Origin of the sequence: Pseudomonas sp. UME65 (genome assembly GCF_014170225.1) — a bacterium.
Lineage (GTDB): Bacteria > Pseudomonadota > Gammaproteobacteria > Pseudomonadales > Pseudomonadaceae > Aquipseudomonas > Aquipseudomonas protegens.
The window spans coordinates 47,584-65,284 of the sequence record NZ_LZZQ01000009.1 but is presented as its reverse complement, the minus strand read 5'-3'; the positions used below and the strand labels follow the sequence as shown (position 1 = coordinate 65,284).

At 65.8% G+C, this 17,701-nt stretch carries 6 protein-coding genes; 4 read left to right on the top strand and 2 right to left on the bottom strand.

Annotated elements, in window-relative coordinates; all coding sequences use genetic code 11:
- The coding region (locus A9971_RS07730) for an acyclic terpene utilization AtuA family protein (protein ID WP_183001969.1) at window positions 1–1,421 on the bottom strand (1,421 nt) is incomplete at its 3' end.
- Window positions 1,422–1,607: 186 nt separating this feature from the next.
- Between A9971_RS07730 and A9971_RS07725 the strand changes: the two genes are divergently transcribed.
- The 3 genes from A9971_RS07725 (at window position 1,608) to A9971_RS07715 (ending at window position 3,577) form a co-directional block, all read left to right on the top strand.
- Entirely contained in the window at window positions 1,608–2,231 is a 624-nt protein-coding gene (locus tag A9971_RS07725; protein WP_015636493.1) for a TetR/AcrR family transcriptional regulator, read from the top strand.
- A 96-nt stretch (window positions 2,232–2,327) separates the two neighbouring features.
- Entirely contained in the window at window positions 2,328–3,122 is a 795-nt protein-coding gene (locus A9971_RS07720; RefSeq protein WP_019095084.1) for an ABC transporter substrate-binding protein, read from the top strand.
- A gap of 95 nt (window positions 3,123–3,217) precedes the next feature.
- A complete protein-coding gene (locus A9971_RS07715) occupies window positions 3,218–3,577 on the top strand; it encodes a hypothetical protein (protein WP_183001571.1) in 360 nt (119 codons plus the stop codon).
- A gap of 33 nt (window positions 3,578–3,610) precedes the next feature.
- Here the strand turns inward: A9971_RS07715 and A9971_RS07710 are convergent, their stop codons facing one another.
- Complete coding sequence (locus tag A9971_RS07710) at window positions 3,611–4,159, bottom strand: RNA polymerase factor sigma-70 (protein ID WP_011062465.1); 549 nt, start codon at window positions 4,157–4,159, stop codon at window positions 3,611–3,613.
- Between the two features lie 373 nt (window positions 4,160–4,532).
- Between A9971_RS07710 and A9971_RS07705 the strand changes: the two genes are divergently transcribed.
- Window positions 4,533–17,549, top strand: coding sequence for a non-ribosomal peptide synthetase (locus A9971_RS07705; protein WP_183001570.1), 13,017 nt, complete (start codon window positions 4,533–4,535; stop codon window positions 17,547–17,549).
- The last annotated feature ends 152 nt before the right edge of the window (window positions 17,550–17,701 follow it).

Genomic DNA, 17,701 nt, shown 5'->3' with positions numbered 1-17,701 from the left:
GGCAGGGAATGGGGGGCGGGCAGGGCTGCCGGGTCCAGGCGGTCGGTGTGCGGCAGGGCGCAAGGGTGACGCTGGCCGGCAAGGTCGATCTCCAGCCGGCAGGCGTCCTTGTCCAGCAGGAAGGAGAACAGGCGGATCACCGGGTACACCGTCGGCCGGCCACCGACGATGCCGGTGAGCCCCGGGGCCATGCCGGTGGCGGCCTGGGCGATTTCCCGGGAGAACAGCACCAGCGCCGCCTTGTTCGGGTGGCGCACCGCCAGCTTGATCACCACCTCGCGGCTGTCCTGGCGCTGGCCGTGGGGGCCGTAGGTGGCCTCGCTGCCCAGCAGTTCGATGTTCACTTCGCTGTAGGGCCCCCAGCCGCGCTGGGCGAACATCTCGCTGGTCTTGTCGATGATCGCCTGGCTGACCCGGTGCGCCTTGGCGACCGCGTCGATCCCGGCCATCAGGCAACTGGCGGTGCAGCGGAAGCCGTCCGGGTAGGTGGCGCTGACCTTGTACTGGTGGCTGGGGGGCAGGCCCCTGGCACCCTGTACATGAACCCTTTCCGGGCCCTGTTGCCGCAGTTCCACCTGAGAGAAATCGCACACCACATCCGGAAGCAGATAAGCCCTGGGGTTGCCAATTTCGTACAGCAGTTGTTCGCCCACCGTCAGCGGGCTCACCAGCCCTCCGGTACCGGGTGCCTTGCCGACCACAAACTGGCCGTCAGCGCCGACCTCGACGATGGGGAAGCCGATATGTTCGTAGTCCGGCACCTGGCGCCAGTCGGTGAAATTGCCGCCGGTGCACTGCGCGCCACATTCGATGATGTGCCCGGCCAGGGCGGCCTGGGCCAGGCGGTCGTAATCCTGCCAGGACCAGTTGAACTCGTGAACCAGGGCGGCGCTGACCACCGCGCTGTCGACGCCGCGGCCGGTGATCACGATATCCGCCCCCAGGCGCAGCGCTTCGACGATGCCGGGGGCACCGAGGTAGGCATTGGTGGAGACGCACATTGGCGGCAGGGGCGCGCCGCTGAACATCTCCACAATGGCGGCGTCGCTCAACTGCTTGAACTGCGGTTGCAGGTCGTCCCCCAGCAGCACGGCGATCTTCAGCGCCACCCCGGCCTGTTCGCAGGCGGCCTGCAAGGCACTGGCACAGGCCTGCGGGTTGACCCCGCCGGCGTTGCTGATGACCCGGATGCCCTGTTCGCGGATCGAGCCCAGCAAGGGTTTGAGCACCTCGACGAAATCCGTGGCGTAGCCCGCCGTCGGGTCCTTCATGCGCGCCCCGGCCATGATCGACAGGGTGATCTCTGCCAGATAGTCGAACACCAGGTAGTCCAGGCGGCCGCCTTGCACCAACTGCGCTGCGGCGCTGCTGGTGTCGCCCCAGAAGGCACTGGCGCAGCCGATTCTTACGGTCTTGGTCATGACAGGGCTCTCGAATGAAGAACTGCGAGGAGGCTACCAAGCAAGCGCTTGGTTTGTAAATACGTTGGCCTATTCTTCTGGCCAAGCGCTTGCTTGGTAACCGGCAGAGGCTTAAATTGCGCGCGCCGCGCCCGGATTTGCCGGGTTACGCTGAGCTATTGATGACGTGAAGGTAGGAGAACACCGGTGGACGAGCAAAAAGCCCTGCAGGTAGTACGCGAGCTGATCGCCAGTGGCCAGGTGACCGACCCCGAGAGCGCCCGGGGCAAGCTGCTGCAAACCGCAGCGCACCTGTTTCGCAACAAGGGTTACGAGCGCACCACCGTGCGTGACCTGGCCAGCGCGGTGGGCATCCAGTCGGGCAGCATCTTTCATCACTTCAAGAGCAAGGACGACATCCTGCGGGCGGTGATGCAGGAAACCATCCACTACAACACCGCCTTGATGCGCGCTGAACTGGCCGAGGCCGGCAGCGTGCGCGAACGGGTGCTGGCGCTGATCCGCTGTGAACTGCAGTCGATCATGGGCGGCAGCGGTGAAGCCATGGCGGTGCTGGTGTACGAGTGGCGCTCACTGTCCCCGGAAGGCCAGGCAGCCGTCCTGGCGCTGCGCGATATCTACGAACAGATCTGGCTGCAGGTGCTGGGGGAGGCCAAGGAGGCGGGGTTCATCAAGGGCGATGTATTCATTACCCGGCGCTTTCTCACCGGCGCCCTGTCCTGGACCACCACCTGGTTTCGTGCCGAGGGCAGCATGACTCTGGAACAGCTGGCCCAGGAGGCCCTGCTGCTGGTGCTCAAGGATCATTGAGCGGCTGGCTAATTGTGCGTGGCAACGTTGTCGAAGTGGCTGAAAACGCCTAGCTTTAGCTCATTCATTTTCATTTCCTTGAGGTGTGTTGCCTTGATGTCCTTGCCGCTGCGGTCAGCCTTGCGAATGCTCTTGCTGGCGCTGGCAACACTTTGGGTCTGTCCGGCCTCCTCGGCGCAGCTGGTGCGGGTCGCGGCGGCGCATTTCCCGCCTTATACCGTCCGTCCAGAAACCGGTGCCGACACCGGTTTGCTGCCGCAACTGGTGGAAGCCCTCAACCAGTCCCAGAGCGACTATCAGTTCGTCCTGGTGCCCACCTCGATTCCCCGGCGTTTCCGCGATTTCGAGCAGGGCCGGGTGGACCTGGCGATCTTCGAGAACCCGGCCTGGGGCTGGCAGAACATTGCCCACACCAGTGTCGACATGGGCCTGGAAGACGCGGAAATTTTCGTCGCCCAGCGTCAGGGCGGGCGCCAGCAGGACTATTTCGCCAACCTGAAGGGCAAGCGCCTGGCTCTGTTCAGCGGTTATCACTACGCCTTCGCCCAGTTCAACGCCGACCCCAAGTTCCTGGCCGACACCTACAACGCCACCCTGACCTATTCCCATGACAGCAACCTGCTGATGGTCCTGCGGGGCAGGGCGGACATCGCCCTGGTGACCCGCTCCTACCTCAGCGACTTCCTGGCGCGCAATGCCGAAAGCACGGAGCAGTTGCTGGTTTCCGAACGCATCGATCAGGTCTACCACCATTACGCCCTGATCCGGCCCAAGGCGCCGATCACGGCCGAAGACTTTTCCGGGCTCCTGCAAAAACTGCGGGACAACGGCCAGATGCACAAGATCTTCGATCCCTATCGCATTGTGGTGATGAGCGTGCCCCACGCCTGACATCACGCAGCGACCGGCCCGGCCCGCGACGGGCTAAATTTCCGGCGGCGGCCCACGTCACTTGGTTGAATGCCCAACCGACGGTGAGCGCTGCCATGTCCTCTGTTGATCCGCTGAATGTTGCAGCCCTGCCCACTAGCCAGCTCAAGGGAATCGATGAGGTCATCGCCCGCCAAAGGCTGTTCGAGTCTCTGCGGGGCCGGGGGCAGGCGCCCGTGCCGCTGGATGCCCAGGCAGCCGAGGCGGCGCGCCAGGATCGGCTGGCTTTCTGGCTGTCGGCCCAGGTACATGCCCTGTATCTGGACCCGCCAGGTGCGCAGCGGCCGGCGCCAGGCGCCCACGCGCCGCCCTGTGCTGCGCATGACCGTTGTCGGTTCTGCCAGCAGGAGTTCGATCTGTTGCATAAACGTGCAGCGTTACTGGTGCTTGGCCGCAGTGGCCTGCTTGAGGTGTAGGCACCCTTCAAGCCGGGTCATGCAGGGCACCAGTCAGCGACGGGCGAAGGTATCGGGGCGGTTGCCCGAGACTTTGCGGCAATGCACCAGGGCATCGCGAATCATGAAGTTGACCAGGGTCGGCGATACCCCCAGCTCCTTGGCGATGTCCTTTTGCGGGACGCCATGCAGGCGGTACATCTCGAAGGCGTAGCGCGTGCGGCTGGGCAGCTCGGTCAGGGCTTCGGCGATGTTTTCCAGGGTGGAAAAGTTCATGTGGGAGGTTTCAGGTGAAGCGCCATGAATAACCACATTCAAGCCTTCCTCTTCAGTACCCGAGTACTTCTGCTCCAGCGCCTGCTTGCGGTAGTGGTCGATGGCCAGGTTGCGCACGATCTGGAACAGGTAACTGAGCTGGGCCTTGAACGAGGAGGTGATCTGCGGCGCCGACTGCAGGCGGAAAAACGCATCTTGAACCACGTCTTCAGCCCGGGATCGGCAGCCGGTAATGCGGGCTGCAATCTTCACCAGGATCAGACGGTTGTCGACAAAAGCCTGGAGTAACGGTGAATCGCACCTGCTTGTGGATACTTGTTCCGTCATGGAAATCACCTTGTTGCAAAGAGGTTAGTGGGACGTCAGAAAAATCTGACCCGTCCTACACATCGAGCGACAAATTAGGCTGAATGATAATGATTGTCAATTGAGAAAAAGAACTAATGCTCTCTGTCAGTGCAGATTGCGAACGGCTGCTCGTCAGTGGGCTGGATCAGGCCTTGAAGGGCAGGATGCGGACTAATTATTTCAAGACGTCATCCGTTCTCATTGGAGAAAGATTCCGGGTAGCAGACCCGGCCACGGCGCCCTCCGGATGCCCACGACTTTCTTATAACTATTTGATTTATAGATAGTTATTAAAGTTATGGGAGAGCAGGGCCCGCTCTCCATTGCAAGCACAATCCTGGCAGGAAACCCCATGACGGACGCGTTCGAACTCCCCAGCACCCTGGCCCAAGCCCTTCAACGCCGGGCAGTCCTGGCACCTGATCAAGTGGCGTTGCGCTTTCTCGCCGAAGAGCAGGATCAGAGCGTGGTCCTCAGTTACCGGGACCTGGACCTTCGTGCGCGCACCATTGCTGCGGCTCTGCAAGCCAACGCCGAATTCGGCGATCGCGCGGTATTGCTGTTTCCCAGCGGCCCGGACTACGTCGCGGCGTTCTTCGGTTGCCTGTACGCCGGGGTGATCGCGGTGCCGGCCTATCCGCCGGAGTCCACCCGTCGTCATCACCAGGAGCGCCTGATTTCCATCATGGCCGACGCCGAGCCACGGTTGCTGCTGACCAGCGCCGGGCTGCGGGATTCACTGTTGCAGATGGACGAACTCAAGGCCGCGGGCGCGCCGCAACTGCTGTGTGTGGACACCCTGCAAGCCGGGCTGGCCGAAGACTGGCAGGTCGTGGCGCTGCAGGACGACGACATCGCCTTCCTGCAATACACCTCGGGCTCCACCGCGCTGCCCAAGGGCGTGCAGGTAAGCCATGGCAACCTGGTGGCCAACGAACTGCTGATCCGTCGCGGCTTTGGTATCGACCTCAACCCGGACGACGTGATCGTCAGCTGGCTGCCGCTGTACCACGACATGGGCTTAATTGGCGGCCTGCTGCAACCGATTTTCAGCGGCGTGCCCTGTGTGCTGATGTCACCGGCCTACTTCCTGGCGCGGCCCGTACGCTGGCTGGAAGCGATCAGCGAATACGGCGGCACCATCAGCGGCGGCCCGGATTTCGCCTACCGCCTGTGCAGCGAACGGGTCAGCGAGTCGGCCCTGGAGCGCCTCGACCTCAGCGGCTGGCGCGTGGCCTATTCGGGGTCCGAGCCGATCCGCCTGGACACCCTGGAGCGTTTCGCCGAGAAGTTCAGTGCCTGCGGTTTCAGCCATGAAAACTTCCTCGCCTCCTACGGCCTGGCCGAAGCCACCCTGTTCGTGGCCGGTGGCGTGCGCGGCCAGGGCATCCCGGCCCTGCACCTGGACGACCAGGCCCTGGCGCAGAACCGCGCCGAGCCGGGGCAGGGCAGCGCGATGATGAGCTGCGGCTTCAGCCAGCCGGAACACGCCGTGCTGGTGATGGATCCGCAGCAACTGGGCGAATTGCCTGACAACCGTATTGGCGAAGTCTGGGCCGCCGGGCCGAGCATTGCCCATGGCTACTGGCGCAATCCTGAAGCCACCGCCAAGACCTTCGTCCAGCATGCCGGTCGTACCTGGTTGCGCACCGGTGACCTGGGCTTTATCCGCGATGGCGAGCTGTTCATCACCGGGCGCCTGAAGGACCTGCTGATCGTGCGCGGGCACAACCTCTACCCCCAGGACATCGAAAAGACCATCGAGCGCGAGGTGGAAGTGGTGCGCAAGGGCCGGGTGGCGGCGTTTGCGGTCACCGAGCAGGGCCAGGAAGGCATCGGCATCGCCGCGGAAATCAGCCGCAGCGTGCAGAAGATCCTGCCCCCCGAGGCGCTGATCAAGGCCATCCGCCAGGCGGTGGCCGAAGCCTGCCAGGAAGCGCCGAGCGTGGTGGTGCTGCTCAACCCCGGGGCCCTGCCGAAAACCTCCAGCGGCAAGTTGCAGCGTTCCGCCTGCCGCACCCGGCTGGCCGATGGCAGCCTGGATTACTACGCGCTGTTCCCGCAGGCCGGCAGCGCAACGGCTGACGCCGCAGACAGCGCCGGTGACGCGCTGCAAACCCTGATCGGGCGCATTTGGCAGGAGCAATTGCAATGCGCTTCAGTGGCCGCCGACGATCACTTCTTCCTCCTGGGGGGCAACTCGATTGCCGCTACCCAGGTGATCGCCCGCCTGCGTGAAGAGCTGGGGCTGGAACTGGGCTTGCGCCTGCTGTTCGAGGCTCCGACCCTGGGTGCCTTCAGCGCTGCCGTGGCGCGCCAGCAGCAGGACGGCGGCGTGGCCCAGGGCAGTATCAATGCCCTGTCGCGCCAGCAGCCGCTGCCGCAATCCCTGGCCCAGAACCGCCTGTGGATCACCTGGCAACTGGACCCGCAGAGCAGCGCCTACAACATTCCCGGCGGCCTGCGCTTGCGTGGCGAGCTGGATGAAGAGGCCCTGCGCGCCAGCTTCCAGCAACTGATCCAGCGCCACGAAGCGCTGCGCACGCGCTTCTTCGAGCGTGACGGCCAGGCCCTGCAACAGGTGGATGCCGCCGGCGAATTCAACCTGCAGGTGATCGATATCAGCGACCTGCCACCGGCCGAGCGTGAAGCCCGGGCGCGGCAGATCCGCGAAGACGAGGCCCGGACCCAGTTCGATCTGGAGAAGGGGCCGCTGTACTGGGCGACCCTGGTGCGCCTGGATGACGAAGAACACCAACTGCTGCTGACCCTGCACCACATCATCGCCGACGGCTGGTCGCTGAATCTGCTGATCGACGAGTTCTCGCGGCTCTATGCCGCCGCGGCCCAGGGCCAGAGCCTGGAGCTGGCGCCCCTGGCCCTGCAATACGCCGACTACGGCAGTTGGCAGCGCCAGTGGCTGGCCCAGGGCGAAGGCCAGCGCCAGCTGGACTACTGGAAACAGCAGTTGGCGGACGAAGCCCCGGTGTTGAACCTCGCCACCGACCACCCGCGTTCGGCCCAGGTCCGCCACAGCGCCGCGCGCCATGACCTGCGCCTGAGCGCGAGCCTCAGTGAAGCCGTGCGCCAGACCGCCCAGGCTCGGCAGGCCACGCCGTTCATGCTGTTGCTGGCGGCGTTCCAGACCCTGCTGCACCGCTACAGCGGGCAGAGCGATATCCGCATCGGTGTGCCCAACGCCAACCGCCCGCGCCTGGAGACCCAGAGCCTTCTGGGCTTTTTCATCAACACCCAGGTATTGCGCGGGCAGTTGGATTCGCGCCAGTCCTTCGCCGACCTGCTGCAACAGACCCGCCGCACCGTCCTTGAAGCCCAGGCTCATCAGGACCTGCCCTTCGAACAGTTGCTCGAAGCCTTCCCCGAAGCCCGCGAGCAAGGCCTGTTCCAGGTCATGTTCAACCACCAGCAGCGCGACCTCAGTGCCTTGCGCCGTCTGCCGGGGCTGCTGGCCGAAGAGCTGCCGTGGCACAGCCGCGAGGCCAAGTTCGACCTGCAACTGCACAGCGAAGAGGACCGCAACGGCCGCCTGAGCCTGGCCTTCGACTACGCCGACGAGCTGTTCGACGCGGCCAGCATCCAGCGTCTGGCCGGGCATTTCATCAGCCTGCTGGAGCATGCCTGCCTGCAACCGGACTGCGCCCTGGGCGAATTGCCGTTGCTCGGCAACGCCGAAGCGGCGCAACTGCAGCAATGGAGCGTGGCCCCCTGTGCGCCCGCCGAGCGTTGGTTGCCGGAGCGCCTGCAGGAACAACTGCAGCAGACCCCGGAGCGCACCGCGCTGGTCTGGGACGGCGGCCAACTGAGCTTTGCCGAACTCCACGCCCAGGCCAACCGCCTGGCCCACTACCTGCGGGACAAGGGCGTCGGGCCGGACGTGTGCGTGGCCATCGCCGCCGAACGTTCGCCGCTACTGCTGATCGGCCTTCTGGCAATCATCAAGGCCGGTGGCGCCTACGTGCCCCTGGACCCGGACTACCCTGCCGAACGCCTGGCCTACATGCTCGAAGACAGCGGCGTGGGCCTGCTGCTGACCCAGACCCATCTGCTGGGCCGGATGCCCGAAGCCCCGGGTATCAGCGCCATCGCCATGGACAGCCTCAAGCTCGACAGCTGGCCGAGCCACGCGCCGGGCCTGCACCTGCACGGCGAACACCTGGCCTACGTGATCTACACCTCCGGTTCCACCGGCCAGCCCAAGGGCGTCGGCAACACCCATCGCGCGCTGATGGAGCGCCTGCAATGGATGCAGGACAGCTACCAGTTGCAGGCTGACGATGTGCTGATGCAAAAAGCCCCCATCAGCTTCGATGTGTCGGTGTGGGAGTGCTTCTGGCCTTTGATCACCGGCTGCCGGCTGCTGATCGCCGCCCCCGGCGAGCACCGCGATCCCCATCGCATCGCCCAGCTGGTGCAGGAGTATGGTGTCACCACGCTGCACTTCGTGCCGCCGCTGTTGCAGTTGTTCGTCGATGAGCCGCTGAGCGCCGAATGCCACAGCCTGCGCCGGGTGTTCTCCGGTGGCGAAGCCCTGCCGGCCGAGCTGCGCAATCGCCTGTTGCAGCAGTTGCCCAATGCGCAACTGCACAACCGCTATGGCCCGACCGAAACCGCGATCAACGTCACCCATTGGCAGTGTTCAGTCGATGACGGCGAGCGTTCGCCCATTGGCCGGCCCCTGGGCAACGTGGTGTGCCGGGTGCTGGACGCGGACCTCAATCCGTTGCCGGCGGGAATTCCGGGTGAGCTGTGCATCAGCGGCCAGGGCCTGGCCCGGGGTTACCTGGGGCGCCCGGCGCTGACCGCCGAACGCTTTGTGGTGGACCCGCTGAGCGCGGAGGGCGCGCGCCTGTACCGCACCGGGGATCGGGTGCGCTGGTGCGCCGACGGCGTGCTCGAATACCTCGGTCGCCTCGACCAGCAGGTCAAGCTGCGGGGCTTTCGGGTCGAGCCGCAGGAAATCGAAGCGCGGCTACTGGCCCAGGACGGCGTGGCCCAGGCCGCAGTGCTGGTGCGGGACACCGTCGCCGGTGTGCAACTGATCGGCTACTACACCGCTAATGTCACCGACGAAGATGAAACCGAACACAGCGCCCGGCTGAAAAATGCCCTGGCCGCTGAACTGCCGGAGTACATGGTGCCGGCGCAACTGCTGCGCCTGGACGCCATGCCCCTAAGCCCCAGCGGCAAGCTGGATCGCCGGGCCTTGCCGGAGCCGCAATGGCAGGTGCGCGAGCACGTCGAGCCGGGCACCGATCTGGAACGGCAGATCGCCCAGATCTGGCGCGAAGTGCTGGGTCAGCCACGCATCGGCCTCAAGGACGACTTCTTCGCCCTGGGCGGGCATTCGCTGTTGGCCACCCAGATCATTTCCCGCACCCGCCAGGCCTGCGATGTCGAACTGCCGTTACGGGCACTGTTTGAAGCCAGCGAACTGGGGGCCTTTGCCGAACAGGTGCTGCTGATCCAGCAATCCGGTGCGCGCAATCAGCAGCCGCCGATTGCCCGGGTCGACCGCAGCCAGCCGGTGCCGCTGTCCTATTCCCAGCAGCGCATGTGGTTCCTCTGGCAGATGGAGCCCGACAGCCCGGCCTACAACGTCGGTGGCATGGCGCGGCTGTCCGGGGTGCTGGACGTGGGCCGCTTCGAGGCGGCGTTGCAGGCGCTGATCCTGCGTCACGAAACCCTGCGCACCACCTTCCCCAGCGTCAATGGCGTGGCCCATCAGCAGGTGCATGCCGACACCGGCCTGCGCATGGCCTGGAAGGACTTCTCGGCCCTGGCCCCGGATGCCCGGCAACAACGCCTGCAACAACTGGCGGACAGCGAAGCGCACCAGCCCTTCGACCTGGAGACCGGCCCCTTGCTGCGCGCCTGCCTGGTCAAGGCCGGCGAGCAGGAGCATTACTTCGTCCTGACCCTGCACCACATCGTCACCGAAGGCTGGGCCATGGACATCTTCGCCCGCGAGCTGGGCGCGCTGTACGAAGCCTTCCTCGACGACCGCGAATCGCCCCTGGAACCGCTGCCGGTGCAGTACCTGGACTACAGCGTGTGGCAGCGCCAGTGGCTGGAATCCGGCGAGCGCCAGCGCCAGCTGGACTACTGGACCGCGCAACTGGGCCGCGAACACCCCTTGCTGGAACTGCCCAGCGACCGGCCACGGCCCGCGGTGCAAAGCCACCAGGGCGAGCTGTACCGCTTCGACTTGAGCGACGAGCTGGCGGCCCGGGTGCGCGCCTTCAATGCCGAGCACGGCCTGACCCTGTTCATGACCATGACCGCCGCGTTGTCGCTGCTGCTGTACCGCTACAGCGGCCAGAGCGACCTGCGCATCGGTGCGCCGGTGGCCAACCGCATCCGCCCGGAAAGCGAAGGGCTGATCGGCGCCTTCCTCAACACCCAGGTGCTGCGTTGCCAGCTCGACGGGCAGATGAGCGTCGGCCAGTTGCTGGAGCAGGTACGCCACACCGTGATCGAGGGCCAGTCGCACCAGGACCTGCCGTTCGATCATCTGGTGGAAGCCTTGCAACCACCGCGCAGCACCGCCTACAACCCGCTGTTCCAGGTGATGTGCAACGTCCAGCGCTGGGAATTCCAGCAAAGCCGGCAGTTGGCGGGCATGACCGTGGAATACCTGGTCAACGATGCCCGGGCCACCAAGTTCGACCTCAACCTGGAAGTCACCGACCTGGATCAGCGCCTGGGCTGTTGCCTGACCTACAGCACCGACCTGTTCGACGAGCCGCGCATTGCGCGCATGACGGCCCATTGGCGCAATCTGCTGGAGGCCTTGCTCAGCGATCCGCAACAGCGTCTGTGCGAGTTGCCGCTGCTGCACGCCGAGGAACAGAAGCAACTGCTGGACAGCTTGAGTGTCGAGCCTGGCGAGCAACGTCTGGACCAGTGCATCCACCACCTGTTCAGCGAACAGGCCCTGGCCCGCAAGGACGCACCGGCCCTGACCTTCGCCGGGCAGACCCTGAGCTACAGCGAGCTGGACAGCCGCGCCAACCGCCTGGCCTGGATGCTTCGTGAGCGTGGCGTGGGCCCGCAAGTTCGGGTTGGTCTGGCCCTGGAGCGTTCCCTGGAAATGGTCGTCGGCCTGCTGGCGATCCTCAAGGCCGGTGGCGCCTACGTGCCCCTGGACCCGGAATACCCCCTGGACCGCCTGCACTACATGATCGAAGACAGCGGCATCGGCCTGCTCCTCAGTGATGCGCGGATGTTCGCCGCCCTGGGTGAGTTGCCGACGGGTGTCGGTCGTTGGTGCCTGGAGGAAGACGGCGCGCTGCTGGCCGACTACCCGGCCAGCGAGTTGCCCTTCATCAGCCTGCCCCAGCATCAGGCGTACCTGATCTACACCTCCGGCTCCACCGGCCAGCCCAAGGGCGTGGTGGTGTCCCACGGGGAAATCGCCATGCACTGCCAGGCGGTGATCCGCCGCTTCGGCATGCGCCCGGACGACTGCGAGCTGCACTTCTATTCCATCAACTTCGACGCCGCCACCGAGCGCTTGCTGGTGCCGCTGCTCAGCGGCGCCCAGGTGGTACTGCGGGCCCAGGGCCAGTGGGACGCCGAGGAAATCTGCCAGCTGATTCGTCAGCATCGCATCAGCATCCTTGGCTTCACCCCGAGCTACGGCAGCCAGTTGGCCCAGCATCTGGCGACCCAGCAGCAGACCCTGCCGGTGCGCATGTGCATCACTGGCGGCGAGGCCCTGACCGGCGAACACCTGCAGCGCATCCGTGCGGCCTTCCAGCCGAGCCTGTTCTTTAACGCCTACGGCCCCACCGAAACCGTGGTCATGCCCCTGGCCAGCCTGGCGCCGCAGCAGTTGGCCGAAGGCGTGGCCAGCGTGCCCATCGGCAGCATTGTCGGGGCCCGGGTGGCCTATATCCTCGATGCCGATCTGGCGCTGGTGCCCCAAGGGGCGACCGGTGAGTTGTATGTCGGCGGCGCCGGTCTGGCCCAGGGTTATCACCGTCGTCCGGGGATGAGTGCCGAGCGTTTTGTCGCCGATCCGTTCGCCACCGATGGCGGGCGCCTGTACCGCACCGGGGACCTGGTGCGCCAGTGCGCCGACGGTCAGCTGGAGTACATCGGCCGGGTCGACCATCAGGTGAAGATTCGCGGTTTCCGCATCGAGCTGGGGGAAATCGAAACCCGTCTGCTGGATCATCCGGCCGTGCGTGAAGCGGTGGTGCTGGCTCTCGACACCCCGGCCGGCAAGCAACTGGCCGGGTATCTGGTGACCGAGGTGGCCGAGCACAACGAGGTGCAGCAGGCCAACCTGCGTGAAGCCCTCAAGCAGCAGCTGAAAACCCAGCTGCCGGACTACATGGTGCCGACCCACCTGATCCTGCTCGGCAGCATGCCGTTGACCGCCAACGGCAAGCTCGATCGCCGAGCCCTGCCGATGCCCGATCCGGAGCTCAATCGCCAGCAGTACGTGGCGCCGAGCAATGAGCTGGAACAGACCCTGGCCGGGGTCTGGGGCGAAGTGCTGAACGTGCAGCAAGTGGGCCTCAACGACAATTTCTTCGAACTGGGGGGCGACTCGATCCTGTCGATCCAGGTGGTCAGCCGCGCCCGCCAGCTGGGGATCCACTTCACCCCGCGCGATTTGTTCCAGCACCAGACGGTGCAAACCCTGGCACGGGTCGCCAGCCACACTCAGCGCGTCAGCGCCGAGCAGGGCCAGCTCAGTGGCGAAGCGCCGCTGACGCCGATCCAGCACTGGTTCTTCGACAGCCGCATTCCCCAGCCGCAGCACTGGAACCAGGCGCTGCTGCTGGAGCCGCTGGGTGTCCTTGATGCCCAGTTGCTGGAGCAAGCCCTGCTGGCGCTAGTGGAGCAGCACGACGCCCTGCGCCTGCGCTTCAACCAGGCGGGCGGGCAGTGGCGCGCCGAGTACCTGCCGTTGTCCGATGCTCCCTTGTTGTGGCAGGTGCGGGTGCCGTCCATGGACACCTGCGAGGCGCTGTTCGCCGATGCCCAGCGCAGCCTCGACCTGGAACACGGGCCGCTGTTGCGGGCGGTGCTGGTGGACGGCCCTGAAGGCGAGCAACGCCTGTTGCTGGCCATCCACCACCTGGTGGTGGACGGCGTGTCCTGGCGCGTGTTGCTGGAAGATTTGCAAAACGCCTATCGTCAGTTGCAAGCCGGAAAGGCCCTGAAGCTGCCGGCCAAGACCAGCGCCCTGCGGGACTGGTCGAGCCGCCTGCTGGCCTATGCCGGCAGCGAATCCCTGCGTGAAGAACTCGGCTGGTGGCAGCAGCAACTGGCCGGCCCGGCCGCGCAACTGCCAGGCTTGAATGCCGCTGGCAGCCAGCAGCATCAGCAGGCCCGCAGCCACAGCGTGACCCTGGATGCCGAGCGCACCCGGCAACTGCTGCAACAGGCCCCAGCGGCCTACCGCACCCAGGTCAACGACCTGCTGCTGACCGCCCTGGCCCGGGTGCTGTGCCGCTGGAGCGGGCAGCCTTCGGCCCTGGTGCAACTGGAAGGCCACGGCCGCGAGGCGCTGTTCGACGAGATCGACCTGACCCGCACCGTCGGCTGGTTCACCAGCGCCTATCCGTTGCGCCTGACCCCGTTGCAGGTGGAAGAAGCGGCCGGGCAGGGCGCCTCGATCAAGGCCATCAAGGAACAACTGCGGGCCGTGCCGCACAAGGGCCTGGGTTACGGCGTGCTGCGCTACCTGGCGGACGACGCCTGCCGCGAGGCCCTGGCGGCGTTGCCGCTGGCGCCGGTGACCTTCAACTACCTGGGGCAGTTCGACCAGAGCTTCGGCGCCGACGCACTGCTGCGTCCGCTGGATGAATCCGTCGGCCCGGCCCACGCACCGGAGGCACCGTTGCCCAACGAACTGAGCATCGACAGCCAGGTCTATGGCGGCGAGCTGGTGCTGCGCTGGACCTACAGCAGCGAACGTTTCGACGCCGAGCTGATCGGCGAGCTGGCGGACGCCTACCTGGGCGAGCTGCACAGCCTGATCGGCCATTGCCTGAAGGACGATGCCGGTGGCCTGACGCCGTCGGACTTCCCCCTGGCGCGCCTGACCCAGGCCCAGCTAGATGGCCTGCCGGTACCGGCGGCGCAGATCGAAGACGTCTACCCGCTGACCCCGATGCAGGAGGGCATGCTGTTGCACACCCTGCTGGAGCCGGGCACCGGCCTGTATTACATGCAGGACCGCTACCGCATCAACAGCGAACTGGACCCGGAGCGTTTCGCCCAGGCCTGGCAGGCGGTGGTGGCGCGCCACGAAGCCTTGCGCGCGTCTTTTTGCTGGAACGTCGGCGAAGACATGCTGCAGGTTATCCACAAGCCGGGCCGCACCCCGATCGAGTTTCTCGACTGGAGCGCGGTGCCCGAGGCCGAGCAGGAAGCCAAGCTGCAAGCCCTGCACAAACAGGAGCGTGAGGCCGGCTTCGATCTGCTCAACCAGGCGCCGTTCCACCTGCGGCTGATCCGCGTTGGTGCGGCCCGTTACTGGTTCATGATGAGCAACCACCACATCCTCATCGATGCCTGGTGCCGCTCGCTGCTGATGAACGACTTCTTCGAGATCTACACCGCCCTCGGTGAAGGTCGCGAGGCGCAACTGGCGGTGCCACCGCGTTACCGCGACTACATCGGCTGGCTGCAACACCAGAGCCTGTCCGAGGCGCGGCAGTGGTGGCGGCAGAACCTTGAGGGCTTTGAACGCACCACGCCGATCCCCAGCGACCGGCCGTTCCTGCGCGAACACGCCGGCGACAGCGGCGGCATGACAGTCGGCGACTGCTACACCCGCCTGGATGCCCGGGACGGCGCGCAACTGCGGGAACTGGCGCAACAGCACCAGCTCACCGTCAACACCTTCGCCCAGGCGGCCTGGGCCCTGGTGCTGCGGCGCATGAGCGGCGATCGCGACGTATTGTTCGGGGTCACCGTGGCCGGGCGTCCGGTGGAGATGCCGGAGATGCAACGCACCGTCGGCCTGTTCATCAACAGCATCGCCCTGCGGGTCAAGCTGCCCCAGGACGGTGAGCGCTGCAGTGTGCGCCAGTGGCTCAGCGCCTTGCTCGACAGCAACATGCAGCTGCGCGAATACGAGTACCTGCCGCTGGTGGCGATCCAGGAAACCAGCGAACTGCCCAAGGGCCAGCCGCTGTTCGACAGCCTGTTCGTGTTCGAGAACGCGCCGGTGGAAGTCTCGGTGCTGGACCGTGCCCAGAGCCTGAACGCCAGTTCGGATTCCGGCCGTACCCACACCAACTTCCCGATCACCGCGGTGTGCTACCCGGGGGATGACCTGGGCCTGCACCTGTCCTACGACCAGCGCTACTTCGAGCAGGCGACCATCGAGCGCATGCTCGGCGAGTTCAAGCGCCTGCTGCTGGCGCTGATGCAGGGCTTTCATGGCGACATGGCCGAACTGCCGCTGCTGGGTGAAGAGGAGCAGGACTTCCTGCTGGCCGGCTGCAACCAGAGCGAGCATGAGTACCCGCTGGAGCGCAGCTACGTGGAACTGTTCGAGGCCCAGGTGGCGGCTCATCCGCAACGCATTGCCGCCAGCTGCCTGGACCAGCGTTACAGCTATGCCGAGTTGAACCGCTGCAGCAACCGCTTGGGTCATGCCTTGATCGCCAACGGCGTGGGCTTTGATCAGCCGGTGGCCCTGCTGGCCGAGCGCGGCCTGGAACTCTTGGGCATGATCATCGGCAGCTTCAAGGCCGGGGCCGGCTACCTGCCCCTGGACCCGGGCCTGCCGGGCCAGCGCCTGGGCCGTATCATCGAGCTCAGCCGCACGCCGATCCTGGTCTGCACCGCGGCCTGCCGCGAACAGGCCCAGGCCCTGCTGGACGAGTTCGGCTGTGCCGGGCGTCCGCGGCTGCTGGTCTGGGAAGAGCTGCAAGCCGCCGGGCATGCCGAGAGCAACCCGGGCCGCTACAGCGCGCCGGACAACCTGGCCTATGTGATCTACACCTCCGGTTCCACCGGCCTGCCCAAGGGCGTGATGGTGGAGCAGCGCGGCATGCTCAACAACCAACTGAGCAAGGTGCCGTACCTGCACTTAAGCGAAGCCGACGTGATCGCCCAGACCGCGTCCCAGAGCTTCGACATTTCGGTCTGGCAGTTCCTTGCCGCACCGCTGTTCGGTGCCCGGGTCGACATCGTGCCCAACACCATCGCCCACGATCCCCAGGGCCTGTTGGCTCACGTCCAGGAGCAGGGCATCACGGTGCTGGAGAGCGTGCCGTCGCTGATCCAGGGCATGCTCGCCCAGGACGCCATCGCCCTCGATGGCCTGCGCTGGATGCTGCCCACCGGCGAGGCCATGCCGCCCGAGCTGGCGCACCAGTGGCTGCTGCGTTATCCACAGATCGGCCTGGTCAACGCCTACGGCCCGGCGGAGTGCTCCGATGACGTGGCCTTCTTCCGTGTCGATATGGCCTCGACCCGGGGCGCCTACCTGCCCATCGGTACGCCCACCGACAACAACCGGCTGTACCTGATGGACGAAGCCCTGGAGTTGGTGCCCCTGGGCGCCGTCGGCGAGTTGTGCGTGGCCGGCACCGGTGTTGGCCGTGGCTACGTCAGCGACCCGTTGCGTACCGCGCTGGCCTTCGTGCCCCATCCGTTCGGTGCAGCGGGCGAACGCCTGTACCGCACCGGCGACCTGGCACGCCGGCGCAGCGACGGCGTACTGGAATACGTCGGCCGGATCGACCATCAGGTGAAGATCCGCGGCTATCGCATCGAGCTGGGCGAGATCGAAGCGCGCCTGCATGAACAGCCGGAATTGCGCGATGCCGCCGTGGGGGTGCAGGAAGGGGTCAACGGCAAGCATCTGGTGGGGTATCTGGTCGCCGGTGACTCAAGCCTGAGCCCGAGCGAACGCCTGGAGCGGATCAAACCGCGGCTGCGTGCCGAACTGCCGGAATACATGGTGCCGCTGCACTGGCTGTGGCTGGAGCGCCTGCCGCTCAACGCCAACGGCAAGCTCGATCGCAAGGCCCTGCCGGCCCTGGAGATCGGCCAGCTGCAGAGCCAGGACTATCAAGCGCCGGGCAATGAACTGGAGCAAACCCTGGCCGATATCTGGGCCGAGGTGCTCAAGGTCGAACGGGTGGGCGTGCGCGACAACTTCTTCGAGTTGGGCGGGCATTCCCTGCTGGCGACCCAGATCGCCTCACGGGTGCAGAAAACCCTGCAACGCAACGTGCCGCTGCGGGCCATGTTCGAATGCAGCACGGTGCAGGAGCTGGCCGCCTACATCGATGGCCTGGGGGCCAATGAAATCAGCGAGGAGAAAGTGGATCGGCTGAGCGACCTGATGGCCGAGCTGGAGGGGCTGTGATCGACGGATGAGCGGTGGGGCGTTGTTCGCGCAGCAGGAGGACCGACATTTGGCGTAGGAGCCGGCTTGCCGGCGAAGAGGCCCGCAAGCCTTGCATCGTCCTGGCCGACGCCTTCGCTGGCAAGCCAGCTCCTACGGGCGAAGAGGCCCGC